At 72.5% G+C, this 25,827-nt stretch carries 22 protein-coding genes and 3 tRNA genes; 4 read left to right on the top strand and 21 right to left on the bottom strand.

All coding sequences use genetic code 11. The features are described from left to right. Positions 1-12 precede the first annotated feature (12 nt). Together ACFQTY_RS04045 and ACFQTY_RS04040 are read left to right on the top strand one after the other, a co-directional pair. A complete protein-coding gene (locus ACFQTY_RS04045) occupies positions 13-1,182 on the top strand; it encodes a MarP family serine protease (protein WP_378097616.1) in 1,170 nt (389 codons plus the stop codon). 61 nt (positions 1,183-1,243) lie between these two features. Continuing rightward, positions 1,244-2,080: an LLM class F420-dependent oxidoreductase gene (locus ACFQTY_RS04040; protein WP_378097612.1), complete on the top strand. Its 837-nt coding sequence runs from the start codon at positions 1,244-1,246 to the stop codon at positions 2,078-2,080. A 54-nt stretch (positions 2,081-2,134) separates the two neighbouring features. On the opposite strand, the gene ACFQTY_RS04035 is transcribed toward ACFQTY_RS04040, so the two are convergent. From ACFQTY_RS04035 to ACFQTY_RS04025, 3 genes are all read right to left on the bottom strand, one after another. Further along, a tRNA-Met gene (locus ACFQTY_RS04035) sits at positions 2,135-2,208 on the bottom strand. Between the two features lie 53 nt (positions 2,209-2,261). Continuing rightward, positions 2,262-2,334, bottom strand: a tRNA-Thr gene (locus ACFQTY_RS04030). Positions 2,335-2,534: 200 nt separating this feature from the next. Then, positions 2,535-2,616 (bottom strand) — tRNA-Tyr (locus ACFQTY_RS04025). Positions 2,617-2,770: 154 nt separating this feature from the next. On the opposite strand from ACFQTY_RS04025, the gene ACFQTY_RS04020 reads away from it, so the two are divergent. Continuing rightward, positions 2,771-3,268 (top strand): YajQ family cyclic di-GMP-binding protein, encoded by a 498-nt coding sequence (locus ACFQTY_RS04020; protein WP_291758083.1) that lies wholly within the window; start codon positions 2,771-2,773, stop codon positions 3,266-3,268. On the opposite strand, the gene ACFQTY_RS04015 is transcribed toward ACFQTY_RS04020, so the two are convergent. The 3 genes from ACFQTY_RS04015 to ACFQTY_RS04005 form a co-directional block, all read right to left on the bottom strand. Beyond that, entirely contained in the window at positions 3,255-3,878 is a 624-nt protein-coding gene (locus ACFQTY_RS04015; protein WP_378097608.1) for a DinB family protein, read from the bottom strand. The two genes, ACFQTY_RS04020 and ACFQTY_RS04015, sit on opposite strands and share 14 nt — an antisense overlap. Before the next feature lie 79 nt (positions 3,879-3,957). Next, a complete protein-coding gene (htpX, locus tag ACFQTY_RS04010) occupies positions 3,958-4,842 on the bottom strand; it encodes a zinc metalloprotease HtpX (RefSeq protein ID WP_337973530.1) in 885 nt (294 codons plus the stop codon). A 133-nt stretch (positions 4,843-4,975) separates the two neighbouring features. Further along, positions 4,976-6,346: an FAD-dependent oxidoreductase gene (locus tag ACFQTY_RS04005; RefSeq protein ID WP_378097605.1), complete on the bottom strand. Its 1,371-nt coding sequence runs from the start codon at positions 6,344-6,346 to the stop codon at positions 4,976-4,978. Positions 6,347-6,484: 138 nt separating this feature from the next. On the opposite strand from ACFQTY_RS04005, the gene rarD reads away from it, so the two are divergent. Continuing rightward, positions 6,485-7,480, top strand: a complete 996-nt coding sequence (gene rarD / locus ACFQTY_RS04000; protein WP_378097602.1) for an EamA family transporter RarD — start codon at positions 6,485-6,487, stop codon at positions 7,478-7,480. A 43-nt stretch (positions 7,481-7,523) separates the two neighbouring features. Here the strand turns inward: rarD and ACFQTY_RS03995 are convergent, their stop codons facing one another. The 15 genes from ACFQTY_RS03995 to ACFQTY_RS03925 form a co-directional block, all read right to left on the bottom strand. Beyond that, on the bottom strand, positions 7,524-8,270 hold the full coding sequence (locus ACFQTY_RS03995) for a PP2C family protein-serine/threonine phosphatase (protein ID WP_378097599.1): 747 nt from the start codon (positions 8,268-8,270) through the stop codon (positions 7,524-7,526). A gap of 159 nt (positions 8,271-8,429) precedes the next feature. Beyond that, positions 8,430-9,437, bottom strand: a complete 1,008-nt coding sequence (locus tag ACFQTY_RS03990) for a polyprenyl synthetase family protein (protein WP_378097596.1) — start codon at positions 9,435-9,437, stop codon at positions 8,430-8,432. Positions 9,438-9,487: 50 nt separating this feature from the next. Further along, a complete protein-coding gene (gene nuoN, locus ACFQTY_RS03985) occupies positions 9,488-11,200 on the bottom strand; it encodes an NADH-quinone oxidoreductase subunit NuoN (protein WP_378097593.1) in 1,713 nt (570 codons plus the stop codon). Next, positions 11,197-12,732, bottom strand: a complete 1,536-nt coding sequence (locus ACFQTY_RS03980; RefSeq protein ID WP_378097590.1) for an NADH-quinone oxidoreductase subunit M — start codon at positions 12,730-12,732, stop codon at positions 11,197-11,199. Before ACFQTY_RS03980 ends, nuoN begins: the two co-directional genes overlap by 4 nt. Positions 12,733-12,749: 17 nt before the next feature. Then, the gene (nuoL, locus tag ACFQTY_RS03975) at positions 12,750-14,702 is read right to left on the bottom strand and encodes an NADH-quinone oxidoreductase subunit L (protein ID WP_378099100.1); all 1,953 of its coding nucleotides are present in this window, start codon (positions 14,700-14,702) and stop codon (positions 12,750-12,752) included. Between the two features lie 19 nt (positions 14,703-14,721). After that, complete coding sequence (gene nuoK / locus ACFQTY_RS03970) at positions 14,722-15,021, bottom strand: NADH-quinone oxidoreductase subunit NuoK (RefSeq protein ID WP_263729737.1); 300 nt, start codon at positions 15,019-15,021, stop codon at positions 14,722-14,724. Then, complete coding sequence (locus ACFQTY_RS03965) at positions 15,018-16,004, bottom strand: NADH-quinone oxidoreductase subunit J (RefSeq protein WP_378097587.1); 987 nt, start codon at positions 16,002-16,004, stop codon at positions 15,018-15,020. The genes nuoK and ACFQTY_RS03965 overlap by 4 nt, the downstream gene beginning before the upstream one ends. After that, complete coding sequence (gene nuoI, locus ACFQTY_RS03960; protein ID WP_378099098.1) at positions 16,001-16,681, bottom strand: NADH-quinone oxidoreductase subunit NuoI; 681 nt, start codon at positions 16,679-16,681, stop codon at positions 16,001-16,003. The genes ACFQTY_RS03965 and nuoI overlap by 4 nt, the downstream gene beginning before the upstream one ends. A 181-nt stretch (positions 16,682-16,862) precedes the next feature. After that, entirely contained in the window at positions 16,863-18,209 is a 1,347-nt protein-coding gene (gene nuoH / locus ACFQTY_RS03955; RefSeq protein ID WP_378097584.1) for an NADH-quinone oxidoreductase subunit NuoH, read from the bottom strand. After that, positions 18,206-20,821: an NADH-quinone oxidoreductase subunit G gene (locus tag ACFQTY_RS03950; RefSeq protein ID WP_378097581.1), complete on the bottom strand. Its 2,616-nt coding sequence runs from the start codon at positions 20,819-20,821 to the stop codon at positions 18,206-18,208. Before ACFQTY_RS03950 ends, nuoH begins: the two co-directional genes overlap by 4 nt. Then, positions 20,821-22,155 (bottom strand): NADH-quinone oxidoreductase subunit NuoF, encoded by a 1,335-nt coding sequence (gene nuoF / locus ACFQTY_RS03945; RefSeq protein ID WP_378097578.1) that lies wholly within the window; start codon positions 22,153-22,155, stop codon positions 20,821-20,823. The genes ACFQTY_RS03950 and nuoF overlap by 1 nt, the downstream gene beginning before the upstream one ends. Further along, positions 22,155-22,937, bottom strand: coding sequence for an NADH-quinone oxidoreductase subunit NuoE (gene nuoE, locus ACFQTY_RS03940; protein ID WP_378097575.1), 783 nt, complete (start codon positions 22,935-22,937; stop codon positions 22,155-22,157). The genes nuoF and nuoE overlap by 1 nt, the downstream gene beginning before the upstream one ends. Further along, positions 22,937-24,304, bottom strand: a complete 1,368-nt coding sequence (locus tag ACFQTY_RS03935) for an NADH-quinone oxidoreductase subunit D (protein ID WP_378097572.1) — start codon at positions 24,302-24,304, stop codon at positions 22,937-22,939. The genes nuoE and ACFQTY_RS03935 overlap by 1 nt, the downstream gene beginning before the upstream one ends. Next, a complete protein-coding gene (locus ACFQTY_RS03930) occupies positions 24,301-25,242 on the bottom strand; it encodes an NADH-quinone oxidoreductase subunit C (RefSeq protein ID WP_378097569.1) in 942 nt (313 codons plus the stop codon). The genes ACFQTY_RS03935 and ACFQTY_RS03930 overlap by 4 nt, the downstream gene beginning before the upstream one ends. Further along, positions 25,239-25,793, bottom strand: a complete 555-nt coding sequence (locus tag ACFQTY_RS03925) for an NADH-quinone oxidoreductase subunit B family protein (protein ID WP_291758070.1) — start codon at positions 25,791-25,793, stop codon at positions 25,239-25,241. The genes ACFQTY_RS03930 and ACFQTY_RS03925 overlap by 4 nt, the downstream gene beginning before the upstream one ends. Positions 25,794-25,827 lie beyond the last annotated feature (34 nt).

The following is a 25,827-nucleotide window of genomic DNA, read 5'->3' as shown; positions in this document are numbered from 1 at the left end:
AAGATGTCGCCGATGCTCCTCGACCTCGTGCTCGCGCTGATCCTCCTCGCCACGCTGCTGGGGGGCTTCGGCCGCGGCCTGCTGGCCACGCTCGGCGGGCTGCTCGGCCTGGTCGCCGGCGGTGCCGCCGCGTACTGGGTGGTGCCCCTGGTCAACGACTGGGCGCCGGCCCGTTGGCGCGCCGCGCTCGTCGTCCTGACCGCCGTCCTGCTGCCGCTGCTCGGGTCGTCGGTCGGCGCGCGCATCGGGCACGCGCTGCGCCGAGGGGTCGACCGGACGCGGCTGGCGGTGGTCGACCGGCTGCTCGGCGCGGTCGCCAGCGTCGTCGTGATGGCGCTGGCGATGGCGTTCGTCGGGTCGGCGATCGCCGCGACCGGCGTCCCGGTGCTGGCGCCCGCGATCGCCTCGTCGTCGGTGCTCGGCACGATCGACCGCCTGACGCCCGCCCCCGTGACCCGCACCATGGCGCAGCTGCGCGGCGCCGTGCTGCACTCCGGCCTGCCGCAGCTCGGCGACCTGCTGGGGCCGCAGCCGTCGCCCACGGTGCCGTCGGTCGACCTGTCCACGGCCCAGCTGGCGCAGGCGTCCAAGGCCGTGGCCCGCATCCAGGGCACCGCCTACGCGTGCGGCATCAGCTCCAGCGGATCGGGGTTCGTGGTGGCCACGGACCGGCTGGTGACCAACGCGCACGTCGTCGCCGGGGTGGACAAGCCCGTGGTGGAGCTGCCCGGGCAGCGCGCGAAGGTGGGGCGCGTGGTCTACCTCGACCCGGTGAACGACCTGGCGGTGATCGCGGTCGACCACCTGGGCGTCGCGCCGCTGCCCATCGTGCCGACGCTGGCTCGCGACGCCGTCGCGGTGGTCCAGGGCTACCCCTACGGCGGCCCGTTGACGTCCGGCGGTGCCCGCGTGCTGGCGGTGAGCACCGCCAAGGTGCCGGACATCCACGGGCAGGGCGACTCCGAGCGGGAGATCTACGCGCTGGCCGCGGTGGTCCGGCCCGGCAACTCCGGCGGACCGCTGCTGACCACCGACGGGAAGGTGGCGGGCATCGTGTTCGCCCGCTCCGACTCCAACCCGGACCTGGCGTACGCGATGACGCCCGCGGAGCTGCTGCCCGTCGTGGCGCGCGCCCCGGGCCTCAGCGCGACGGTTCCCTCGGGCGCCTGCATCACCGGCTGACCGGGACCACTGACCTGGACCACCGGCTGAGCAGGCCGACGCACGACGGTGGGAGGCCGCGATGGGATGGAGTGACCGGCTCGGCACCGTAGGCGTGTGGCACCGCGTCGGCGGCCTCGACACGGACGTCGTCGTGCAGATCGAGGATCTCGGCTACCGGACGCTCTGGCTGGGTGGCAGCCCGGCTGCGGACCTGCAGGCGGCCGAGCGGTTCCTCGACGCCACGGCGTCGCTGACGGTCGCCACCGGGGTGGTGAACATCTGGAGGTCGGGCGCCGAGGAGCTCGCCGACTCCTTCCACCGCATCGAGCGCCGCCACCCCGGCCGTCTGCTGCTCGGCATCGGTTCGGGCCACCGCGAGGCGACGCCCCAGCGGGAGCGACCGCTCGACGCGATGGCGCACTACCTCGACGTGCTCGACGCGCACGGCGTCCCGGCCGACCGCCGGGTGCTGTCCGCCCTCGGTCCGCGGATGCTGGCGCTCGCCGGTGAGCGCAGCGCCGGGACGCACCCGTACCTGACCATCCCGCCGCAGACGGCGCAGGCGCGCGCCGCGCTCGGACCGGCAGCGCTGGTGGCGCCCGAGCAGACCGTGGTCCTCGGGACGGAGGTGGAGGCCGCGCGGCGCGACGCCCGCGACTTCCTGCGGTCCTACCTCGGCATGGTCAACTACGTCAGCACCATGCGGCGGGGCGGGTTCTCGGAGTCCGACGTCGCCGACGGCGGCAGCGACCGCCTGGTGGACGCGATCGTCCGGCACGGTGACGGTGCAGCCCTGGCGACGGCGGTCCGTGAGCACCTCGACGCGGGTGCCGACCACGTGTGCGTCCAGGTGGTGCCGGCCGCCGGCGACGTGCTGCCGGCGTTGCGGGCGATCGCGGAGCGGCTCGGGCTCTGACCCGGAGAGACGACAAGGGCCCGGGTTCCGAGGAACTCCGGGCCTGCCGTGCTGTAGCGGGAGCGGGACTCGAACCCGCGACACCACGATTATGAGCCGTGTGCTCTAACCACCTGAGCTACCCCGCCGCGCCGGTGGTGCGGCCAGCCGCCGAGGCGACTTGACCGGCAACACACCAGAGAGCCCCGAAAGGGAATCGAACCCTTGACCTTCTCCTTACCATGGAGACGCTCTGCCGACTGAGCTATCGGGGCGGCGCGGATCAGAGTACACGGCGGGCCGGGGGCGGCGAAATCGCGGGTGCACCCGGCGAGCACCGCGCCACGCAGCCCGGTCGGCCCCGGTCTGACGTCCACCGCGGCGGCGGGGAGTGCCGGTCCGGCCGCGTCCGACGGGCGAGCTCCAACATGCGGACGGGGCGCCCTCTCCGCGGAGAAGACGCCCCGTCCGTGCGTGGCGGGTGAGGGATTCGAACCCCCGTAGGCGTTGCCAGCTGATTTACAGTCAGCCCCCTTTGGCCACTCGGGTAACCCGCCTCGGCCAACCCGTCCCCGACGCCCACCCTGATCCCGAAGGACCGTCCGGGCGAGCCGACGCGAACGCGCGGATGGAAGGATAGCAACTCGCGAGGGCCACCCGTGCCAGGGGTGGACGACGACGGCGCCCCGGTGGCGCGAGGGAGGCACAGGCATGGCGAGCGAGTCGTCGTTCGACGTGGTGAGCAAGGTCGACCGGCAGGAGGTCGACAACGCGCTCAACCAGGCGGCGAAGGAGATCGCCCAGCGGTACGACTTCAAGGGCGTCGGCGCCTCGATCGCCTGGAGCGGCGAGACCATCGTGCTGGTCGCCAACTCGGCCGACCGGGTCCGGGCGGTGCTCGACGTCTTCGAGACCAAGCTGATCAAGCGCGGCATCTCGCTGAAGTCGCTGGACCTCGGCGACGGCGAGCCGAAGCCGTCCGGCAAGGAGTACCGCCTGGTCACGTCGATCAAGGAGGGCCTGTCCTCGGAGGTCGCCAAGCAGCTGGCCAAGCTGGTGCGCGACGAGGGGCCCAAGGGGGTCAAGACGCAGATCCAGGGCGACGAGCTGCGCGTCTCGGCCAAGAGCCGGGACGACCTGCAGGCGACGATCGCCCTGCTCAAGGGCGCGGACGTGGACGCCGCCCTGCAGTTCGTCAACTACCGCTGAGCCCGCGGGGCTCTCCCGTCAGACGGGCGGCAGGCCGGCTGACGGTCCGGGCGGCTGCCTCGATGCGGCCGCAGTACTCCGCCCACTCCTGCGGCGTGCGCCCGGGGATGTTCGGGTCGTCCGGCTTCATGCCGACACGCCCGTCGAGCGTCTCGCGCAGGATGTCCGCCTGGCCGGCGTGCCGGGACGTGTCGACGATCACGTGCACCGCGATCCGGTGCAGGGTCACCTCCTGGTGGCCGGGCCGCCACCACGGCACCACGCCGGGGACGTCCAGCGGCAGCTCGGCGAGCGTCGCGTCCGCCTGCTGCGCGGAGTACCGGTGCAGCTCGAGGATCTCGTCCCGGGACTCGTCGGCCTGCGCCCACATGTCGTCGTCCGGGTTGCCGCCCTCGCGGTCGTACGGCGCCACCCGCCCCGGCGGCCGGCCGAACACGGTGGTGAAGTAGCCCAGCTGGATCCAGGCGACGTGCTTGACGAGCCCGAGCAGGTTGGTGCCGGTCGGTGTCAGCGGGCGCCGGACCGCGTACTCGTCGAGCCCGTCGAGCTTGCCGACCAGGCTGGTGCGCTGCTCGTCCAGGTAGTGCCGCAGGGCGTCCTTGGGGTCCATGGGCGGCAGTCTGCCGGTCGGGTCCGACACCCGCGCCCCGGCCGCCTCCCAGCCCGGCCCTGGCGCCGCGCGCGCCGGCTCAGTACCGGGTGATCGGGCCCTGGTTGCCCGCCATCGCCTCGAGCCGGGCGATCCGCTCGGCCATCGGCGGGTGGGTGGCGAACATCTTCGCCACGCCGGCGCCGCGGAACGGGTTGGCGATCATCAGGTGCGAGACGTCCACGAGCTTCTGCTCCTGCGGCAGCGGACGGGCGTTGGTGCCGACCTCGAGCTTGCGCAGGGCCGATGCGAGCGCCAGCGGGTCGCCGGTGAGCGACGAGCCGTCCTCGTCCGCGTCGTACTCGCGGGTCCGGCTGATCGCCAGCTGGATCATCGTGGCGGCGAGCGGCGCCAGCACCACCATCACCAGGCCCGCGATCGGGTTGCCGCCGCGGTCCCGGTCGGATCCGCCGCCGAAGAACAGCGCGAACTGCGCCAGCGACGTGATGACGCCGGCCACGGCGGCGGCGACCGAGGACGTGAGGATGTCGCGGTTGTAGACGTGCATCAGCTCGTGGCCCAGCACGCCGCGCAGCTCGCGCTCGTCGAGCATCCCGAGGATGCCCTCCGTGCAGCAGACGGCCGCGTGCGCCGGGTCGCGCCCGGTCGCGAAGGCGTTCGGCGACGAGGTGGGCGAGACGTACAGCCGCGGCATCGGCTGCCGGGCCTTGGTCGACAGCTCCCGCACGATCCGGTACATGCCCGGCTGCTCGAGCTCGCTGACCGGGCGCGCCCGCATCGCACGGATGGCGATCTTGTCAGAGGCCCAGTAGCTGTACGCGGTGCTCAGCAGGCCGATCGCGGTGAACAGCAGGAGGAAGCGCGGCGTGCCTCGGCCCAGCAGCCAGCCGATGCCGAGCAGCAGCGCCCACATGCCGCCGAACAGCGCGGTGGTCTTCAGACCGTTGAAATGCCGATGACTCATGGTCGCGTCGAGCTCCTGATCCGTGCACGGCGCCGGGCGGCCCCTGCGGGCCGACGCGTACCGGCGTCCTGTGCCTGACAACGCCCGCTCCGCTCGGGGCGTTCCCGGCACGCTCCGAGTGGCCCGGAGCGGGTCAGCCGCGGCGGCCCAACGACACGTCCACCATCTCCTCGCGAGGCACGACCTTGACCCGCTCGCGCCCCTGCACCTCGCCGAGCGCCCGCTCGTACGCGTCCAGCAGCTGCCACCCGGACCACTCGATCGCATCGACACCGCGCTCGTCGAGCAGCTTGGTGACGGCCTGCGGGTCCCGCTCCGTCGCCGGCGGCAGCAGCCCCGCCTCGGCGTCCTCGCGCAGGTGCGCGATGGTCTCCGTCGCGTCCGACTTGGTGTGCCCGATCAGGCCGACGGGCCCGCGCTTGATCCAGCCGGTGGTGTACAGGCCCGGCAGCGCGTCGCCGCCGTCGTCCACCACCCGACCCTCGCGGTTGGGGATGACCCCGCCGACCTCGTCGAACGGCAGCTCCGGCAGCGGCGAGCCGAAGTAGCCGACGGCCCGGTAGACGGCCTGCACGGGCCAGTCGGTGGTGCGGCCGGTGCCGGTGACGTTGCCGTCGCCGTTCAGCGCCGTGCGCTCGGTGCGGAGCCCGACGACGTGGCCGCCCTCCCCCAGCACCTCGACCGGCCGCTGCAGGAAGTGCAGGTGGATGCGGCGGCTCGCCGTCAGGTCCTCCGGCTCCCTGAGGGTCCAGTCGGTGAGGGTCTTGACCACCTGCTTCGTCTGGTTCGACGAGTGGATCGCCGCCATCGACCCCTCGTCGAAGTCGAAGTCCTCGGGGTAGACGATCACGTCGACGTCCGGCACGTGACCCAGCTCCCGCAGCTCCAGCGGCGAGAACTTGACCTGAGCCGGACCGCGGCGGGCGAACACGTGCACGTCCGTCACGGGGCTGGCCAGCAGGCCCTCGTAGACGTTGGGCGGCACCTCCGTCGGCAGCAGGTCCTCCGGGTGCTTGGCGAGGATCCGAGCCACGTCGAGCGCGACGTTGCCGGCACCGATCACTGCGACCTCGCGGGCCTCGAGCGGCCAGGTGCGCGGCACGTCCGGGTGGCCGTCGTACCAGGAGACGAAGTCGGCGGCACCGTACGAGCCGACCAGGTCGACGCCGGGGACGCGCAGGCCGGCGTCCCGGATGGCGCCGGTGGCGAAGATGACGGCGTCGTAGTGCTGCCGCAGGTCGTCGAGCGTCAGGTCGGTGCCGTAGTCGACGTCCGCGAGCAGCCGGATGTCCCCGCGCTCCAGCACCTTGTGCAGGGCGACGATGATCTGCTTGATGCGGGGGTGGTCCGGGGCGACGCCGTAGCGCACCAGCCCGAACGGGGCCGGCAGCCGCTCGATCAGGTCGATGCTGACGTCCAGGCCCGAGCGGGCGAGGATGTCGGACGCGTAGATACCGGCGGGCCCGGCGCCGACGACGGCGACGCGCAAGGGCGTGGTGGTCACGGGACGAAGGGACCTTCCGCGAGGGGGTTCGCTAGCTGCCGGCCAGTCTAGGCGGGACCCCCTCGGCGCCCGCCAGCACGTCTCGCATGCGGACGGACGCACGGTGCCCGCGTGGGTGGCACGACCTACAGTCAGCCGGTGGCCGACGAGCGGACGATCCCTGCCCCGACCGACGGGGCCGCCCCCGCAGCCCGGCCCGGCCGGGGCGGCCTGGCTGCCGGCATCGGTGCCTACCTGCTGTGGGGCGGCCTGCCGCTCTACTTCCCGCTGCTGCAGCCGTCCGGCGCGGTGGAGATCATCGCCCACCGAGTGGTGTGGTCACTCCTCTTCTGCCTGCTGCTGCTGGTCGCCACCCGCAGCTGGCGCCCGTTCGCCGAGCTGCTGCGCCGACCGCGCACGCTGGCCACCCTCGGGGTCGCCGCGGTGCTGCTGGCGATCAACTGGCTGGTGTTCGTCTACGGCATCCTCACCGACCAGGTGGTGGACGACGCGCTCGGCTACTTCATCAACCCGCTGGTGACCGTCGGCCTCGCCGTGCTGGTGCTGCGGGAGCGGCTGCGCCGGGTGCAGTGGGCGGCGCTGGCGTTCGGCGCGGCCGCGGTCGTGGTGATCACCGTCGGCTACGGACGGGTGCCGTGGATCGCCCTGTCCCTGACGGCGAGCTTCGCGCTGTACGGGCTGATCAAGAAGCAGGTGGGCCGGTCGGTCGGCGCCCTGCCGGGCCTGGCAGCCGAGACGCTGGTGCTCACCCCGGTCGCCGCCGGCTACCTGGTGTGGCTGCAGGTGGCCGGCACCGGCTCGTTCACCGGCCACGGCGGCTGGCACGCCGCGGCGCTCGCCTCCGCCGGCGTGGTGACGGCCGTCCCGCTGCTGCTGTTCAACAGCGCCGCCCGCCGGCTGCCGCTGTCCGTGATCGGGCTGCTGCAGTACCTGACGCCCGTGCTGCAGTTCCTCACCGGCGTGCTGCTGCTGCACGAGCACATGCCGCCCGCGCGGTGGTGGGGTTTCGGGCTCGTGTGGGTGGCCCTGGTGATGCTGGCGGCGGACGGTCTGCGGCACCGGCGGACGCAGGTGCTCGAGGCTCGTGCGGCCGTGGACGCGAGCGGGGACTGCGAGGCGGTCGCGGAGCGCTGAGCCCCCTGCGGGCAGGGCGACCACGAGGGCCGCCGGCAGGGGCTCAGCCGACGACGTCGACGACGACGACCGTGACGTTGTCCCGGGCGCCGACCGCCAGCGCCGCCGCGACCAGGGCGTCCGCCGCCCGCTGCGCCTCGGGGTGCGCCCGCAGCTCCGCCTGGATCCGGGCGTCCGGCAGCGCCTCGGACAGCCCGTCGCTGCACACGACGATGCGCTCCGTGGGGCTGACGGCGAGCGCGAACACGTCCGGCTCGACGTCCGGAGAGCCACCGCCGAGGACGCGCGTCACCACGTGCCGCTCGGGGTGCCGGGACACGTCCTGCGGGTCGAGGAACCCGGTCGCCACCAGCTCCGCCACGCGCGAGTGGTCGGTGGTCAGCTGCTCGAGGACGCCGCCCACCATCCGGTAGGTGCGGGAGTCGCCGACGTTGAGCACCAGCCAGCACGGCAACCCGTCGCGCTCGCTCAGCACCACACCGGACACCGTCGTCCCGGGGCGCCGCTCACCACCGACCGGCAGGGCACGCACCCGCTCGTGCGCCGTGCGCACCGCCGCGCGCACGTCGTCCTCGTCGGGGGTGCCGCCCGTCAGGCTGCCCAGCGACTCGACGGCCGTCGCGCTGGCCACCTCGCCCGCCTCGTGCCCACCCATGCCGTCGGCTACCAGGTACACGCCGTCACCGGCGCGGTACGAGTCCTCGTTGTCCAGGCGACCGCCACGGTGGCTCGCGGCGCCCACCCGCACCGTCGGACCGCCCTGCCGGGGCGCCGGGTCAGCTGCGCTCATGCGGTCTTCTCCGACGACGACCAGGTGGACGTCGGTCAGCATAGCGAGGGCCGGGCGGAGCGCTGACCACCCGATGACCGGACCGTGACGGTGCCCGCCGGGGCCGCTCCTCCACCCCCGGTACCCGCCGCAGCGGCGCCCGGACCGGCGCAGGAGGGGTCAGGCCGCGCGGTCCACCAGCGCGTCGGCGAACTGCACCAGGGACTCCTTGACGGGGCCGTCCGGCAGAGGTGCGAGCTCGGCCACGGCGGCACGCGCCACGGCGACGGCGCGCTGCCGCGTCTCCTCCACGACCGGGTGCCGGCCGAGGGTCGCCACGGCGGCGGCCAGCCGGTCGTCGTCCGACAGGTCGGAGTCCAGCAGGGCCACGGCCGCACGGTCCTCGTCGGTGGCGTCGGGACCCGCCGCCCGCGCGCGCAGCAGCAGCACCGGCATGGTCGGCACGCCCTCCCGCAGGTCGGTACCGGGGGTCTTGCCGCTGAGCGACCCGTCGGAGGTCAGGTCCAGCACGTCGTCGGCCAGCTGGAACGCCAGGCCGATCAGCTCGCCGAACCGGCCCACGGTCGCGACCACCTCCGGCGAGCAGCCGGACAGCATCGCGCCGAACTGCGCCGAGGTCGCGATCAGCGACGCCGTCTTGTCGGCGAGCACCTGCAGGTAGTGCTCGACCGGGTCCTCACCCGTCGCCGGCCCGACCGTCTCGTGCATCTGCCCCATGCAGAGCCGGACGAACGTGTCCGCCTGCAGGGTCAGCGCCGGCTGCCCGAGGTGCGCGACCACCTGCGACGCCCGGGCGAACAGCAGGTCACCCGTGAGGATCGCGATCGAGTTGCCCCACACCTCGTGGGCGGCGGGGGCGCCGCGGCGCAGCGGAGCGTCGTCCATCACGTCGTCGTGGTACAGCGACGCCAGGTGGGTCAGCTCGACCACCACGGCGCCGTCGATCACCTGCGAGCGGTCGGGGTCGCCGAGCTCCGCCGTCAGCAGCGTGAGCAGGGGACGCAGCCGTTTGCCGCCGGCGGAGACCAGGTGCGTGCTGGTGGCGCCGACCAGGAGGTCGGTGGTCGCCACCGCCTCACGCAGGCGCGCCTCGACCGTGCCGAGCCGCTCCGTGAGTCGTGCGGAGAGCTCGGGGTCGGCGAGGGCGAAGGCCGTCGTCGTCGTCACGGGATGAACCTATCTTCCGGACCCGGTGGCGGCGCAGCGGCGGACAGCCGTCACTGCAGGAACCGCGCCACCGCGTCGACCAGGTCGAGCACCGGGGTGGGGAACACGCCGAGCAGCACGGTGCCGACGGCGCAGACCGCGATCGCGACCGCCGCGAAGCCCTCGGACCGGACGACGACCGTCGCGGTGGCCCGCTCGGTGAGCGTCGGGGCGACCGCGACCGCCGTGGCGGTTCCGCCGCCGGCGACGTCCGCCAGCTCGTCGGACGCGTCCGCGGGCACGGCGTCCCCGCCCGCGACGGCGCCGTCCTCGACCGCCGCCTCGGCCGTCTCCTCGTGCGCCGCCGTGAAGAACATCAGCACGATGATCCGGACGTAGAAGAACGCGGCCGCCGCCGAGGCGAGCACGCCGATCAGCGCCAGGGGCCAGGCACCGCCGGCCACCGCCGCGGAGAACACCGCGAACTTCCCCATGAACCCCGCCGTCAGCGGGATGCCCGCGAAGGACAGCAGGAACAGCGTGAAGGTCAGCGCCAGCACCGGGTGCGACCGGCCCAGGCCGGCCCACTGGGACAGCGCCGTCGCCTCGCCCGTGATCGAGTCGCCGCTGCGCTCCCGCACCAGCGAGACGATCGCGAACGCGCCGATGGTCGCCAGGCCGTACGCGACCAGGTAGAACAGCACGCCCGTGATGCCGCGCTGGTGCAGGGCGACCACGCCGGTGAGCACGAAGCCCGCGTGCGCGATCGAGGAGTAGGCGAGCAGCCGCTTCACGTCGTTCTGCACCAGGCCGGCGACCGTGCCGACCACCATGGTGGCGATCGCGACGATCCACAGCAGGGCGCCGAGGTCCCACGCCATCCCGGGCAGCATCGCGTAGACGATCCGCAGAATCGCGCCGAACGCCGCGACCTTGGTGCACGCGGCCATGAAGCCCGTGATGGGCGTCGGGGCGCCCTGGTAGACGTCCGGGGTCCACATGTGGAACGGCACCGCACCGACCTTGAACAGCAGGCCCGCGAACAGCAGCACGGTACCGACCAGCAGCAGCCCCTCGGTCCCGCCCGGGGTGCCCGTCGCCGCGGTGATGTCGGCGTACCGGATCGAGCCGCTGTAGCCGTACAGCAGCACGATGCCGAACAGCAGGAGCGCCGACGCGAAGGCGCCGAGCAGGAAGTACTTCATCGACGCCTCCTGCGAGAGGAGACGGCGGCGGCGCGCCATGCCGGACAGCAGGTAGAGCGGCAGCGACAGCACCTCGAGCGCGACGAACAGCGTCAGCAGGTCACCGGCGGCCGGGAACACCATCATCCCGCCGAGGGCGAAGAGCGTCAGCGGGTAGACCTCGGTCTGCGACAGCCCCGCGCGGCGGGCCTGCTCCTCGTACTCCGAGCCGGGGACGGCCGCGGCGAGCGGCGCGAACGAGTCCTCGCCGGTCTGGGTGCGGTCGGCGACCACCAGCACGGACAGCAGGCCGAGCAGCGCCAGGGTGGCCCACAGCACCAGGGTCGGGCCGTCCACCAGCAGCGAACCGCCGAGCACGACGGTGCCGCCGGAGCGGTGCACCCCGCCCCACAGGGCGACGACGGCGACCAGCGCACCGGCCGTGGCGGCGATCGCGAGAGCGACCTGGGTGGTGCGGCGGAGGCGGTCGGGCACGAAGGCCTCGACCAGCACACCGACCACGGCGGCCCCCAGCACGACGACCACCGGGGCGAGCGCCGTCCAGGCAACGCTCGGCGCGGTGAAGGCAGCGGCGATCACTTGGCGGTCCCTTCGGATGCGACGGCCGGCAGGTCGGCGACGCCGACGTTCTGCACGGTGGTCTGCGCGGCTGGGCGGACCAGGTTCAGCGCGGGCCCGGGCACGAAGCCGAGCACCAGCATGACGGCGACAAGCGGGCCGATCGCCCACCGCTCCACGCTGCTGACGTCCTTCATGGTGTCCAGACCGGGCCGCACGGGACCGGTGAACATCCGCTGGTAGGTCCACAGGATGTAGAGCGCGGCGAGCACCACGCCGATGCTGGCGACGACCGCGGCGGCGGGCACCGCCGGGAAGCTGCCGACCAGCACCAGGAACTCGCTGACGAACGGCGACAGGCCGGGCAGCGCGAGCGCCGAGAGGCCGACCACCAGGAACAGGCCCGCGAGCACCGGGGTGACCCGCTGCAGCCCGCCGAAGTCGTCGATCCGCTGCGACCCGCGGCGCGAGATCAGGAACCCGGCGAGCAGGAACAGGGCGCCGGTGCTGAACCCGTGGTTGACCATGTAGAACGACGACCCCGCGACGGACGTCGACGTGAAGGCGAAGATGCCGAGCACGATGAAGCCGAAGTGCGACACCGACGTGTACGCCACCAGCCGGAGCAGGTCACGCTGGCCGATCGCCAGCAGGGCGCCGTACAGGATGGACACCACCGCCAGGACGATCACCACCGGGGCGGCCCAGCGCGAGGCGTTCGGGAAGAGCGGCAGGCACAGCGTCAGCATCCCGAAGGTGCCGACCTTGTCCAGCACGCCGACCAGCAGCGTCGAGGTGCCGGCGGGTGCCTGCTCGGCGGCGTCGGGCAGCCAGGTGTGCACCGGGAACATCGGCGCCTTGATGGCGAACGCGACGAAGAACGCGACGAACAGCAGCCGCTCGGTGGTGGGGTCCAGGTGCAGGCCGACGAGGTTCTGCGTGAGGAAGCCCTGCGGCCCGCCGGGGCCCTTGAGGTACAGCGCGATGACGCCGACCAGCATGACCAGCCCACCGGCGAGTGAGTACAGCAGGAACTTCACCGCGGCGTAGCGCCGTCGGGGCCCGCCGTAGCTGCCGATCATGAAGTAGACCGGGATCAGCATCGCCTCGAACAGGATGTAGAAGAGGAACACGTCGCGCGCGGCGAACACCGCGACGACGAACGCCTCGAGCGCGAGCACCAGCGCGAGGTAGCGACGCAGGCTGTTCGACGCGGACGTCGTGCTGCCCTGCTCGTGCCAGGCGGCGAGCACCACCAGCGGCACGAGCAGCACCGACATGCCGATCAGCGCGAGCGCGACGCCGTTGACGCCGACCGCGTAGGAGACGCCGAACGCCGGGATCCAGCTGTGCACCTCGGTCAGCTGGTACTCGCCGGCACGGTGGGTGTCGAAGGCGAGGAACGCCAGGCCGGTCAGCACCAGCTCGGCGATCGCGAAGGCGAGCGCCACCGGCCGGACGACGTTGCGTGGCGCGGCGGGCAGCACCCACAGCACGACGGCGCCGACCAGGGGCAGCAGCACCAGGACGGTGAGCCAGGGGAAGGAAGACATCGGTCGCTGCTCTCCCGTCAGCTCTGCAGGGCCAGGACGACGACCACCAGGGCGACCAGGCCCAGGAGCATCGTCGAGGCGTAGGAGCGGACGTAGCCGGTCTGTGGACGGCGGGCGAGGTCGCCGGAGGCGACCGTCCCCTTGGCGAGGCCGGACACGGCGCCGTCCACCAGGGCCCGGTCCCCGTACACGAGGGAGCGGGTGAGCACCTGGCCGGGGACCACCAGCACGCCGTCGTTGACGACGTCCTGGTACAGGTCCTTGCGGGCGGCCCGCGTGAGGGTGGTGCCGAGCGGCGGCGTGGTGGGCACCGCGGCGACCGCGTACCGGCGCCAGGCGATGACGACGCCGATCACGACGACCAGCAGGCTCAGCGCGATCAGCACCGGCGCGGGGATCACCGGCTCGGCGTGGTCGGTGGCGCCGACCGACGGCTCCAGCCAGTGCGTGAACCGCGAGCCGGTGGCCAAGATGCCGCCGAGGGCAACCGAGCCGACCGCCAGGATGATCATCGGCACCGTCATCAGGGCCGGGGCCTCGTGCGGGTGCTGGTGGCTGCCGTCGGCCTTGTCGGTCCACCGCTTGGTGCCCTCGAAGGTCATGAAGAACAGCCGCGCGATGTAGAAGGCCGTGATCGCCGCGCCGAGCAGCGCCACCGTGCCGAACAGCCAGGCGCGCCACGGCTGCCCGTCGGTCGGGACGAACGCCGCCTCGATGATCGGGTCCTTGGAGAAGAAGCCGGAGAACGGGAACATCCCGACGATCGCCAGCGCACCGGCCATGAACGTCAGCCAGGTGATCTTCATCGAGCGCGCGAGACCGCCGAAGAACCGCATGTCCGTCTGGTCGTCCATCGCGTGCATCACGGAACCGGCACCGAGGAACATGCCGGCCTTGAAGAAGCCGTGCGTCACCAGGTGCAGGATCGCGAACGCGTAGCCGACGGGGCCGAGTCCGGCCGCCAGGATCATGTAGCCGATCTGGGACATCGTCGAGGCCGCCAGCGCCTTCTTGATGTCGTCCTTCGCGCAGCCGACGATCGCGCCGAACAGCAGGCTGATCGCGCCGACGATGGTCACGACGAGCCGGGCGGTGGGCGCGGCGTCGAAGATCGCGTTGGACCGGACCACCAGGTAGACGCCGGCCGTGACCATCGTCGCGGCGTGGATCAGCGCGGACACCGGCGTCGGGCCGGCCATCGCGTCGCCCAGCCAGGACTGCAGCGGGAACTGCGCCGACTTGCCGCACGCGGCGAGCAGCAGCATCAGGCCGACGCCCGTCCACAGCGCGGTGTCCTTCGACCCGGACGCCGCCGCGGCGTGCACCGTGGTGAAGTCCAGCGCGCCGACCTTGGCGAAGATCATGCCCATGCCGATGATCAGGCCCAGGTCGCCGATGCGGTTGGCGACGAACGCCTTCTTGCCGGCCACCGCGTAGTCGAGGCGGTAGTTCCAGAAGCTGATCAGCAGGTACGACGCCAGACCGACGCCCTCCCAGCCGACGAACAGCAGCAGGTACGAGTCCGCCAGCACCAGCAGCAGCATCGCCGCGACGAAGAGGTTGAGGTAGGCGAAGAACCGGCGGCGGTCGACGTCGTGCTCCATGTAGGCCACGGAGTAGACGTGGATAAGCGTGCCGACGAACGTCACCAGCAGCACGAACGTCAGCGACAGCGGGTCGACGCGCAGGCCGGCGTTCAGGTGGAACGAGCCGGCGTCGATCCAGGTGCCGAGCTTGACGTCGAGCACGCGCTGGTCGGCGGGACGGCCCAGCACCGTGACGAACGCGACGAGGCCGAGCAGGAAGGCGGCGCCGGAGGCGAGCACGCCCACCCAGTGGCCCCAGCGGTCGGCCCGCCGCCCCAGCAGGAGCAGCACCGCGGCGGACGCCAGGGGAAGGCCCACCAGCAGCGATGCGTAGGAGACGGAGCCGCCGTCCACCGGGGAGGCGGAGGCGACCAGTTCGGTCAACAGATGCACGTGCCGGCCCTCAGCTCTTCAGCAGGTTGACGTCGTCGACCGACGCGGAGCGCCGGGTGCGGAAGATCGCGACGATGATGGCGAGCCCGACGACAACCTCGGCGGCGGCGACCACCATGACGAAGAAGGCCAGCACCTGGCCCGTCAGGTTGCCGTGCAGCCGGGCGAACGTCACCAGCGCGAGGTTGCTCGCGTTGAGCATCAGCTCGACGCCCATGAACACGATGATCGAGTTGCGTCGCAGCAGCACCGTCAGGGCGCCGATGGAGAACAGGATCGCCGCGAGGACGAGGTAGTGGGTCAGGCTCACGGCTTGGGCTCCGTCCGCTGGTCCTGCACGGTCGCGTCGCCGGCGTCCTGCGGTCCGCTCGGGGCGTGCACCCCGGGCACGGGTGCGCCGACGACGGCCGCCTCGTGGTCCGCCGCCTCGGGCGGCGTGGTACCGCCGACCGGGCCGATCTGGGTCGCCGAGGTGAACGCGCCGCCACCGGACGCCCAGCCGCCCGCGAGCACCCGGTCGATGCGCGCGGCGTACTCGGCGGCGTCGGCCTCCTGGCCACGCACGCGCAGCACGCGCGGGACGGAGATGTCGAGCGGCTGCCCGTCGGCGCCGAGCGCCGGCACGTCCATCGCGTTGTGCCGGGCGTACACGCCGGGGGCGGGCAGCGGCGTCAGCGTGTGACCGTTGCGGACGCGGGCGTCGGCCCGCTCCTTCTGCGTCACGCGGGCCGTCAGGCGGCGGCGGTGCGTCAGCACCAGGGCGCCCAGCGCCGCGGTGACCAGCAGGGCGCCGACCACCTCGAAGGCGAAGACGTACTGGCCGAAGACGATCCGCGCGAGCTCGACGGGGTTCGAGTCGGCGTTCGCCGAGGTCAGACCCTTCGCAGGTCCGTAGGTCGCGCGACCCACGACGCCGGCCAGCACCACCACCAGGCCGATCCCGCCGAGCAGCGCGGTGACCCGCTGCCCGCGCAGCGTCTCCACCAGCGAGTCGGAGGTGTCGACGCCGACCAGCATCAGCACGAAGAGGAACAGCATCATCACGGCGCCGGTGTAGACGACAACCTGGACGACCCCGAGGAACACCGCGTCCTGCGCGACGTAGAGGAACGCCAGGCTGATCATCACCACGACGACCGACAGGGCCGCGTGCACCGCCTTGCGGGCGAACAGCAGGCCGAGAGCGGCGATCACCATGATCGGGCCGAGGGTCCAGAACAGGATCGCCTCACCCGTCGTCGTGACCCCGGCGGCCGTCAGCGAGGCGGGGACGAGGGCAACCAGCGCGCTCATCGGGTGCCCTGCCGGGTCGCCGCCGCCGTGAGGTCCGCCTGCGCCTGCGCCGTCGCGCCGCGGGGTGCCGGCGGCACACCCTTGGCGACGTTGGCCGGCAGCGACGGGTCGTCGGGCCGGTGCTCGGTCACCCACGCCTCCTGCTGCTCGGTCGGACCGGTGACGGCGCCGTTGTAGTAGTCGGTGTCCGTGGTGCCCTCCACCATCGGGTGGGGGGAGGAGAGCATCCCGTTGCGCAGCGGCGCGAGCAGGTCCTCCTTCTCCCAGATGAGCCCGGCGCGGGTCGGTCCCGCGAGCTCGAAGTCGTTGGTCATGGTCAGCGCCCGCGTCGGGCAGGCCTCGATGCAGAGGCCGCACAGGATGCAGCGCAGGTAGTTGATCTGGTAGACGCGGCCGTACCGCTCGCCCGGCGAGTACTGCTCGTCGGGGGTGTTGTCCGCGGCCTCGACGTAGATCGCGTCCGCCGGGCACGCCCACGCGCACAGCTCGCAGCCGATGCACTTCTCCAGGCCGTCCGCGTAGCGGTTGAGCTGGTGACGGCCGTGGAACCGCGGCTTCGGCGGGATCTTCTCCGACGGGTACTGCTCCGTCACCGTGGGCCGGAACAGGTTGGCCAGCGTGACACCGAACCCGGCGACCGGCGCGAGCGCGGCCTGCAGGCCCGTCGACCCCGGCATCCGAGATGTGTAGCCCTGGGCCGGGGCGCCGACCTCGCGGCCCGCGGCGGGCTTGGTCGCCGGCGTGCCGGCGGGTCGACGGGCCGGGGTGGCCGACGGGCGGGCGACCGGCGTCGTGCCGGTCGCGCTCGTCCCGCTCTGCTTCTTCGGCGTCGGCTTCTTCGGCGTCGGCCTGGTGGGCTCAGCCACGTGGCACCTCCTGCGTCACCTGGGGGGCGGTCGCGTCCGTCGCCGTCTGCACGGCCATCCGGCGCTGGGCGCGCGGCGAGGGCGGCAGCACCTGACCGGGCAGCGGCGGGACGGGGTAGCCGTCGGCGTACGGGTCGAACTCCTTGACCGGTGCGGCGCGCTGCTCGGGCTTCTTCTCCGGGATGAGGAACGACACGATCAGCCCGACGACCACCAGCCCGGCGAGCACGTACAGCAGCGTGCTCAGCTGCAGGTGGGTGAACTGGCGCACGCCCTGGACGACGGCCACGCACACCACCCACACCAGGGCGGACGGGATCAGCACCTTCCAGCCGAGCTTCATGAACTGGTCGTACCGGAACCGCAGCAGCGTGCCGCGCACCCAGACGAAGAAGAACATCAGCAGCCAGACCTTGGCGAGGAACCACAGCAGCGGCCACCAGCCGGTGTTGAGCACCCCGTGGTCGATCGCCGTCAGCGGCCACGGTGCGCGCCAGCCGCCGAGGAACAGCGTGGTGGCGACGGCCGAGACGTTGAGCATGTTGATGTACTCGGCGAGGAAGAACCAGGCGAACTTCATCGAGGAGTACTCGGTGGTGTAACCGCCCACCAGCTCGCCCTCGGCCTCGGGGAGGTCGAACGGCAGGCGGTTGGTCTCGCCGACCATCGAGATCACGTAGATGACGAACGCCGGCAGCAGCGGCAGGAACCACCACACGCGGATCTGCGAGTCGACGATCTGCGACGTGGACATCGAGCCGGCGAGCACGAACACGCTGACCAGCGACAGGCCCATGGCGAGCTCGTAGCTGATCACCTGGGCGGTGGAGCGGACCGAGCCGAGCAGCGGGTAGGTCGAGTTGGACGACCAGCCGCCGAGCACGATGCCGTACACGCCGACGGAGGCGCACGCGAGGATGTAGAGCGTCGCCACCGGGAAGTCCGTCAGCTGCAGCGGCGTGCTGTGGCCGAACATGCTGACCTGGGGACCCATCGGGATCACCGCGTAGGTGAGCAGCGAGCAGAACACCGCGATCATCGGCGCGACCAGGTAGACGATCTTGTCGGCCGCCGAGACGTCGATGTCCTCCTTGACCAGGAGCTTCATCGCGTCCGCGAGCGACTGCAGCAGACCGAACGGGCCGTGCACGTTGGGGCCGGGGCGCACCTGCATGCGGCCGACCACGCGGCGCTCGAACCAGATGGCGAACAGCACCGACAGCAGCATGAACACGAGGATCGCGACGGCCTTGATCGCCCAGATCCACCACGTGTCGTGACTGAAGTCGGCACCGGTCGGCGCACCGCCGACGGCCGCTGCCACGCTGAGCGCGTTCACGCCGTGACCCCTTCACCCGTCGCGTCGGCGGTGACCCCGTCGACGATGTCCGGCGCGGCGGCGCTCAGGCGCACCACCGCTCCGGCGTCCGCCCCCAGCGCGTCCCGCACCGCGCTGCCGACCGAGTTGGTCGGCAGCCAGACCACCCGGTCCGGCATGTCGGTGACCAGGACCGGCAGCGTGATGCTCCCGGCCTGCGTGGCGACGGTCAACGACCCGCCGTCCGCCACGCCGGTCGCGGCGGCCGTGGCGGCGGACACGCGGGCGGCCGGCCGCTTGGCGGTGCCGGCCAGGAACGGCTCACCCGTCTGCAGCCGGCCGGCGTCGACCAGCTGGTGCCAGGTGGCCAGCACGGCCGACCCGTCGGGCACGGCCGGAGGCTGCGCGGCGTCGACGGCGGGGGCCGGGACCCGGGCGCCGTCCCAGCCGCCGAGCTGGTCCAGCTCGGCGTGCACGGCGGCGACGGTCTGCAGCCCGAGCGGCTCGCCGAGCGCGTCGGCCAGCAGGTCGAGCACGCGGTGGTCCGCCATCTGGTGGCTGGCCAGCGCCTGCGGGAACGGCCGCGGACGGCCCTCCCACGTGACGAACGTGCCGGCCTTCTCCACCGGCGGGGCGACCGGCAGGACCACGTCCGCCAGCGCCGTCACCTCGGAGGCGCGCACCTCGAGCGACACGACGAACGGGACCGCCTCCAGCGCCCGGCGCGCCTGCGCCGGGTCGGGCAGGTCCGCGAGCTCGAGACCGCCGACGACGAGGCCGCCGAGCAGCCCGGCCTCGGCCGCAGCGAGGATCTCCGTCAGCGACCGGCCGCGCTCGGCGGGCAGGCCGTCGACGCCCCAGACGGCGGCGAGGTCGACGCGGGCCGCCGAGTCGTCCACCGGACGTCCGCCGGGCAGCAGACCCGGCAGCGTGCCGGCCTCGACCGCACCGCGCTCACCGGCACGGCGCGGCACCCACGCGAGCTTGGCGCCGGTCCGCTCGGCCAGCCGCAGGGCGGCGGAAAGGGCGCCGGGTGCACCGGCGAGCCGCTCACCGACCAGCACCACGGCTCCCGGGGCGGTCAGCGCGGCGGCCGCGTCGGACAGCAGGGAGTCGGACGAGCCGGCGACCAGACCGTCCAGCACCTCGGCCTCGGTGCCGGGCGCAGCCGGCAGCAGCGTGCCGGACAGCCGCTCGAGACCGCGGGTCGCGAAGGGCGCCACCGACAGCACGCGCTGCTTGCGGGCCCGGACCGCCTGGCGGAGGCGGACGAACAGGATGCCGCCCTCCTCCTCGGCCTCCAGCCCGGCCAGCAGCACCGCGGGGGCGACGGCCAGGTCGGAGAACGTCACCTCGAGCGTGCGACCGGCGACCGCGTGGGCGAGGAACTGCTCCTCCTCCGCCGAGTGCGGGCGGGCGCGGTGGTCCACGTCGTTGGTGCCCAGCACGGTCCGTGCGAACTTCGAGTAGGCGTACGCGTCCTCGAGCGTGACGCGCCCACCGGGGAGCACGGCGACACCGTGGGCGGTGCCGGCGGCACGCTGCGCCGCGGCCAGCCCATCGGCGGCGACGTCGAGCGCCTCCTGCCAGCTGACCGGCTCCAGCTCGCCGTCGCGGCGCACCAGCGGGGTGGTCAGCCGGTCGGCGGCCACCTGCCAGGTGAACGCGAAACGGTCCTTGTCGGTGATGAACTCCTGGTTCACCGCCGGGTCGTCCCCGGCCTGCCGGCGCAGCACCACGCCGCGGCGGTGGTCGATGCGGATCGCCGACCCGTTGGAGTCGTGCTCGGCGATGCTCGGCGTGGACACCAGGTCGAACGGGCGGGAGCGGAACCGGTACGCCGCCGAGGTCAGGGCGCCGACCGGGCAGATCTGCACCGTGTTGCCGGAGAAGTACGACGAGAACGGCTTGCCGCTGACGTCCAGGGTGGCCGGTCCGGCCGGAGCCTCGCCGGCGAAGTCGAGCACGTGCGTGTCGAACGTGCCGATCTGCTGCACGGCACCGCGCATCTGCAGGTCGATGAACGGGTCGCCCGCGACCTCCTCGGAGAACCGCGTGCAGCGCTGGCACAGGATGCAGCGCTCGCGGTCGAGCAGGATCTGCGTCGAGACGTTGATCGGCTTGGGGTACGTCCGCTTGACGTCGATGAACCGGCTGGTCGCGCGGCCGTTGCTCATCGCCTGGTTCTGCAGGGGGCACTCGCCGCCCTTGTCGCAGACCGGGCAGTCCAGCGGGTGGTTGATCAGCAGGAACTCCATCACGCCGTGCTGGGCCTTGTCGGCCTCGGCGGAGGTGTGCTGCGTCTTGACCTGCATGCCCGGTGTCGCCTCGAGCGCGCACGACGGCTGCGGCTTCGGCATCTTGGACAGGTTGCCGTCACGGCCGGGTGCCCAGACCTCGACCAGGCACTGCCGGCAGGCGCCGACGGGCGCGAGCAGCGGGTGGTCGCAGAACCGCGGGATCGCGATGCCCAGCTCCTCGGCGGCGCGGATCACCAGGGTGCCCTTGGGCACGGTGGTCTGGATGCCGTCGATGCTGAACGTCACGGTCGCCGCGGGGACGGCCGGCACGGCGGCCGGTGCCTGCGGCACCAGCGGCGTCGCCGCATCCGTACGGGATGAGGTCACGGTCATCAGTGCACTCCCGCCAGCTGCGCCTTGCGGGGACGCGGCGTGTACGCGAACAGGGAGCTGCGCTCCGGGGGGAACAGGACGTCGGCCGGGGTGTGCATACCGGCCTCGAACTCCTCGCGGAAGTACTTCACGGCGCTGGTGATCGGGCTGGTCGCACCGTCACCGAGCGCGCAGAAGGCGCGGCCGAGGATGTTGTCGCACTGGTCGAGCAGCAGCTCGATGTCGCCCTCGGCACCCTGGCCGGCCTCGAGGCGCTGGAGCACCTGGAGCAGCCAGTAGGTGCCCTCGCGGCACGGCGTGCACTTGCCGCAGGACTCGTGCTTGTAGAACGCGGTCCACCGCGTGACGGCGCGCACCACCGAGGTGGTCTCGTCGAAGATCTGCAGCGCGCGGGTGCCGAGCATCGAGCCCGCCTTGCCGACCGACTCGTAGTCGAGCGGCACGTCGAGGTGCTCGGCGGTGAAGATCGGCGTCGACGAACCGCCCGGCGTCCAGAACTTGAGCTGGTGACCCTCGCGGACGCCACCGGCCAGGTCGAGCAGCTCGCGCAGGGTGATGCCGAGCGGCGCCTCGTACTGGCCGGGCCGCTGCACGTGCCCGGACAGGCTGAACAGACCGTGACCGGTGCTCCGCTCGGTGCCCATCGCGGTGAACCACGAGGCACCGCCGCGCAGGATGCCCGGCACCGACGCGATCGTCTCGACGTTGTTCACCACCGTCGGGCGGGCGTACAGACCGGCGACCGCCGGGAACGGCGGCTTCAGCCGCGGCTGACCGCGCAGGCCCTCGAGCGAGTCGAGCAGGGCCGTCTCCTCGCCGCAGATGTAGGCGCCGGCACCGGAGTGGACCGTCACCTCGAGGTCGAAGCCGGACCCCATGACGTTCTTGCCGAGGTAGCCCTTGGCGTAGGCCTCGGCGACCGCCTGGTGCAGCCGGCGCGCGACGTGCAGCACCTCGCCGCGCACGTAGACGAACGCGTGGTGGCAGCCGATCGCGTACGACGTGATGGCGATGCCCTCGATCAGCTCCTGCGGGCTGGCCAGCATCAGCGGGATGTCCTTGCAGGTGCCCGGCTCGGACTCGTCGGCGTTGACGACGAGGTAGCGCGGACCGCCGTCGGGCGCCGGCAGGAAGCTCCACTTCATGCCGGTGGGGAAGCCGGCGCCGCCGCGGCCGCGCAGGCCCGAGTCCTTCACCGCGGCGATCACCGCGGACGGCTCCATCGCCAGCGCGGCACGCAGGCCCTTGTAGCCGCCGTTCTTCTCGTAGGTGGCCATGGTCCAGGACTTGTCGGCGTCCCAGTGGGCGCTGAGCACGGGGGTCAGGGTGGTCATCAGGACTCCTTCGCCTCGGACGGGCGGCGTGCGCCCTTCTCGTCGCCGAACGGCGCCGCGGCCCAGCCGTGCTCGTGGGCGACCTCGAGGCCGACCAGGGTGGCGGGTCCCGCGCCGACGCCTTCGTCCGCACGCCCGTCCGGGAAACCGGCGAGCACGCGGCTCATCTCGCGGAACGGCACCACGGTGTCGGCACCACGGGTCGGGTGCACGGGGCGGCCGGCCTGGATCGTGTCGACCAGCTCGACGGCGGAGGCCGGGGTCTGGTTGTCGAAGAACTCCCAGTTGACCATCACCACGGGGGCGTAGTCGCAGGCCGCGTTGCACTCGATGCGCTCGAGCGTGATCGCACCGTCGTCCGTCGTCTCGTCGTGCCCGACGCCGAGGTGCTCCTCGAGCTCCTCCCAGATCGCGTCGCCGCCCATCACGGCGCACAGCGTGTTGGTGCAGACGCCGACGGTGTAGTCGCCGTTGGGGTGCCGCTTGTACTGCGTGTAGAAGGTCGCGACGGCCGACACCTCGGCGGTGCTGATCCCGAGCTGCTGCGCGCAGAACGCGATGCCGCGGGGGCTGACGTACCCGTCCTCGGCCTGCACCAGGTGCAGCATCGGCAGCAGCGCCGAGCGCTGCTGCGGGTAGCGGGCCATGATCTGCGCCGACTCGGCGGCGAGCCGGGCGCGGGTCTCCTCGTCGTACCCGGCGCGGTGCGCCTGGCCGTGGACGCGGCCTGTGACCTGGCCCGTCACCTGGCCCGGCACGGGGCCGGTCGTGTCTGCGGACATCAGCGGTCCACCCCTCCCAGCACGGGGTCGAGCGAGGCGACGGAGACGACGACGTCGGCCAGGTTGCCGCCCTCGCACATCACCGAGACCGCCTGCAGGTTGTTGAACGACGGGTCCCGGAAGTGGGCCCGGTACGGCCGCGTGCCGCCGTCGGAGACGACGTGGCAGCCCAGCTCGCCGCGGGGGTGCTCCACCGACACGAAGGCCTGCCCGGCGGGGACCCGGAAGCCCTCGGTGACCAGCTTGAAGTGGTGGATCAGGGCCTCCATCGAGGTGCCCATGATCTCCTTGATGTGGTCCAGCGAGTTGCCCATGCCGTCGGTGCCGATGGCGAGCTGCGCGGGCCACGCGATCTTCTTGTCGGCGACCATCACCGGTGCCTGGCCCAGCTTCTGCAGCCGCTCGAGCGTCTGCTCGACGATGTGGATCGACTGCCAGCACTCCTCGAACCGGACGATCATCCGGTCCCAGGCGTCGGCGCCCGTGCCGGTCGGCACGTCGAAGTCGTACGTCTCGTACCCGCTGTACGGGGCCGCCTTGCGCACGTCGTACGGCAGGCCGGCGGACCGCAGCACGGGGCCGGTCAGCGCGAGCGCCGTGCAGCCGGCGAGGTTGAGGTAGCCGACGCCGACTAGCCGCGCCTTGAGGATCGGGTTGGCCAGCATCAGCTTCTGCAGCTGACCGAGGTAGTGCCGCACGCCGACCAGCGCCTCGCGGATGGTGTCGATCGACCCGGGCGGGACGTCCTGCACCACACCGCCCGGACGGATGTACGCGTGGTTCATCCGCAGGCCCGTGATCAGCTCGAAGATCTGCAGGATCTCCTCGCGGGCCTGGAAGCCCAGCGTCATGATCGTCGTGGCGCCGAGCTCGTTGCCGCCGGTGCCGAGACAGACCAGGTGGGACGCGATCCGGTTCAGCTCCATCATCATCACGCGGATGACGGAGGCCTTCTCCGGCACGTCGTCCGTGATGCCGAGCAGCTTCTCGGTGGCCAGGCAGAACGCGGCCTCCTGGAACAGGGGCGCGAGGTAGTCCATCCGGGTGCAGAAGGTCACGCCCTGGGTCCAGGTGCGGAACTCCATGTTCTTCTCGATGCCCGTGTGCAGGTAGCCGATGCCCGCACGGGCCTCGGTGACCGTCTCGCCCTCGATCTCGAGCATCAGCCGGAGCACGCCGTGGGTCGACGGGTGCTGGGGGCCCATGTTGACGACGATGCGCTCCTCGCCGAGGCGAGCAGCCTCCTCGGCGATGTCCGACCAGTCGCCGCCGGACGCCTCGAAGGTGGGGATGCCGGCGGTCTGGTCGTCGACGATGTGGCCGGTGGCGTGCGGGACGCCCGGCCGGTGCGGTGCCTGGGTGCTCACGTGTACGACCTCCGCTGGTCCGGGGGCGGGGTTGTCGCGCCCTTGTACTCGACCGGGATGCCACCGAGCGGGTAGTCCTTGCGCTGCGGGTGGCCCGGCCAGTCGTCCGGCATCTCGATGCGTGCGAGCGCCGGGTGGCCGTCGAAGACGATGCCGAAGAAGTCGAACGTCTCGCGCTCGTGCCAGTCGTTGGCCGGGTACACGTCGACGGTCGACGGGATGTGCGGGTCGGCGTCCGGGGCCGCGACCTCGAAGCGGAGGCGGCGGCCGTGGGTCACCGACACCACGTGGTACACGGCGTGCAGCTCGCGGCCCTCGTCGTGCGGGTAGTGCACGCCGCTGACGCCGAGGCTGATCTCGAACCGCAGGTCGGGGTCGTCGCGCAGCGCCTGGGCCACCTCGTGCACGTGCTCGCGGGCGACGTTCAGCGTCAGCTCGCCGCGGTCGACGACAACGCTCTCGACGGCGTTCGCGAAGCCGGTGCCGGACTCGTCGAGCACCTCGGTCAGCACGTCGACCACCTCGTCGAACCAGCCGCCGTACGGCCGCTCGCTCGGGCCGGGGAGCGCCACCGTGGCGACCAGGCCGCCGTAGCCGGAGGTGTCGCCCGAGCCGTGCACGCCGAACATGCCGTGCCGCACGTCGACGACCTCGAGGGTCGGTGTGCCGGCGGGGACGGCGACCGTGGTGGCCGGGATGTTGGCAGCACCGACCTCGGCGGCCGCGGCGGAGGTCGACTGCGCGGCGGCAGCCGCCGGGGTGGTGGCCTCCCCCGGCTTCGCAGCGTTCGCGGCGTCGGCCTTCTCACCCGTCGGCGCGGGGCTCGCGGGCTCGTCGCGCGTCGCGTCCTTCGGCGTCTCGACGGGTGCGCGGGTGTCCGGCGGGGTCGTGCCGACCTCGGACCGACCGGTGGCGTCCTTCTTCTTCGGGGGCGTCATCGCAGCAGGCCCGTCATGTGGGAGGTGGGCGTGGCCTCCAGCGCGGCGCGCTCGGCGGCGGCGGCCGCCTGCTTGCGGTCCACGCCGAGCGGGGAGTTCTGGATCTGCTCGTGCAGCGCCAGGATCGAGTGGATCAGCATCTCCGGGCGAGGCGGGCAGCCGGGCAGGTAGATGTCCACGGGCACGATGTGGTCGACACCCTGCACGATCGCGTAGTTGTTGAACATGCCGCCCGACGAGGCGCACACGCCCATCGACAGCACCCACTTCGGCTCGGGCATCTGGTCGTAGACCTGCCGCACCACCGGGGCCATCTTCTGGCTGACCCGGCCGGCGACGATCATCAGGTCCGACTGCCGCGGCGAGGCCCGGAACACCTCCATGCCGAACCGGGAGATGTCGAACCGCGGACCGCCGGTCGCCATCATCTCGATCGCGCAGCAGGCCAGGCCGAACGTCACCGGCCACAGCGACGCCTTGCGGAAGTACCCGACGAGCGTCTCGACGGACGTCAGCAGGAACCCCTGGGGTGCGCCCTCCTCCAGACCCATCTCAGGCCTCCGTTCTCGTTGAGCTCGTCGTCGT

Origin of the sequence: Cellulomonas sp. T2.31MG-18 (genome assembly GCF_964266755.1) — a bacterium.
Taxonomy (GTDB): Bacteria; Actinomycetota; Actinomycetes; order Actinomycetales; family Cellulomonadaceae; genus Cellulomonas.
This window is presented reverse-complemented; position numbering and strand designations above follow the sequence as displayed.

Excerpts from the sequence above, each read along its gene's own strand:
- ACFQTY_RS04045 (WP_378097616.1), top strand. The coding sequence starts at position 13 with ATGCTCCTCGACCTCGTGCTCGCGCTGATCCTCCTCGCCACGCTGCTG.
- ACFQTY_RS04040 (WP_378097612.1), top strand. The coding sequence starts at position 1,244 with ATGGGATGGAGTGACCGGCTCGGCACCGTAGGCGTGTGGCACCGCGTC.
- ACFQTY_RS04020 (WP_291758083.1), top strand. The coding sequence starts at position 2,771 with ATGGCGAGCGAGTCGTCGTTCGACGTGGTGAGCAAGGTCGACCGGCAG.
- ACFQTY_RS04015 (WP_378097608.1), bottom strand. The coding sequence starts at position 3,878 with ATGGACCCCAAGGACGCCCTGCGGCACTACCTGGACGAGCAGCGCACC.
- htpX (WP_337973530.1), bottom strand. The coding sequence starts at position 4,842 with ATGAGTCATCGGCATTTCAACGGTCTGAAGACCACCGCGCTGTTCGGC.
- ACFQTY_RS03995 (WP_378097599.1), bottom strand. The coding sequence starts at position 8,270 with ATGAGCGCAGCTGACCCGGCGCCCCGGCAGGGCGGTCCGACGGTGCGG.
- ACFQTY_RS03980 (WP_378097590.1), bottom strand. The coding sequence starts at position 12,732 with ATGTCTTCCTTCCCCTGGCTCACCGTCCTGGTGCTGCTGCCCCTGGTC.
- ACFQTY_RS03965 (WP_378097587.1), bottom strand. The coding sequence starts at position 16,004 with ATGAGCGCGCTGGTTGCCCTCGTCCCCGCCTCGCTGACGGCCGCCGGG.
- nuoI (WP_378099098.1), bottom strand. The coding sequence starts at position 16,681 with ATGCCGGGGTCGACGGGCCTGCAGGCCGCGCTCGCGCCGGTCGCCGGG.
- ACFQTY_RS03950 (WP_378097581.1), bottom strand. The coding sequence starts at position 20,821 with ATGACCGTGACCTCATCCCGTACGGATGCGGCGACGCCGCTGGTGCCG.
- nuoF (WP_378097578.1), bottom strand. The coding sequence starts at position 22,155 with ATGACCACCCTGACCCCCGTGCTCAGCGCCCACTGGGACGCCGACAAG.
- nuoE (WP_378097575.1), bottom strand. The coding sequence starts at position 22,937 with ATGTCCGCAGACACGACCGGCCCCGTGCCGGGCCAGGTGACGGGCCAG.
- ACFQTY_RS03930 (WP_378097569.1), bottom strand. The coding sequence starts at position 25,242 with ATGACGCCCCCGAAGAAGAAGGACGCCACCGGTCGGTCCGAGGTCGGC.
- ACFQTY_RS03925 (WP_291758070.1), bottom strand. The coding sequence starts at position 25,793 with ATGGGTCTGGAGGAGGGCGCACCCCAGGGGTTCCTGCTGACGTCCGTC.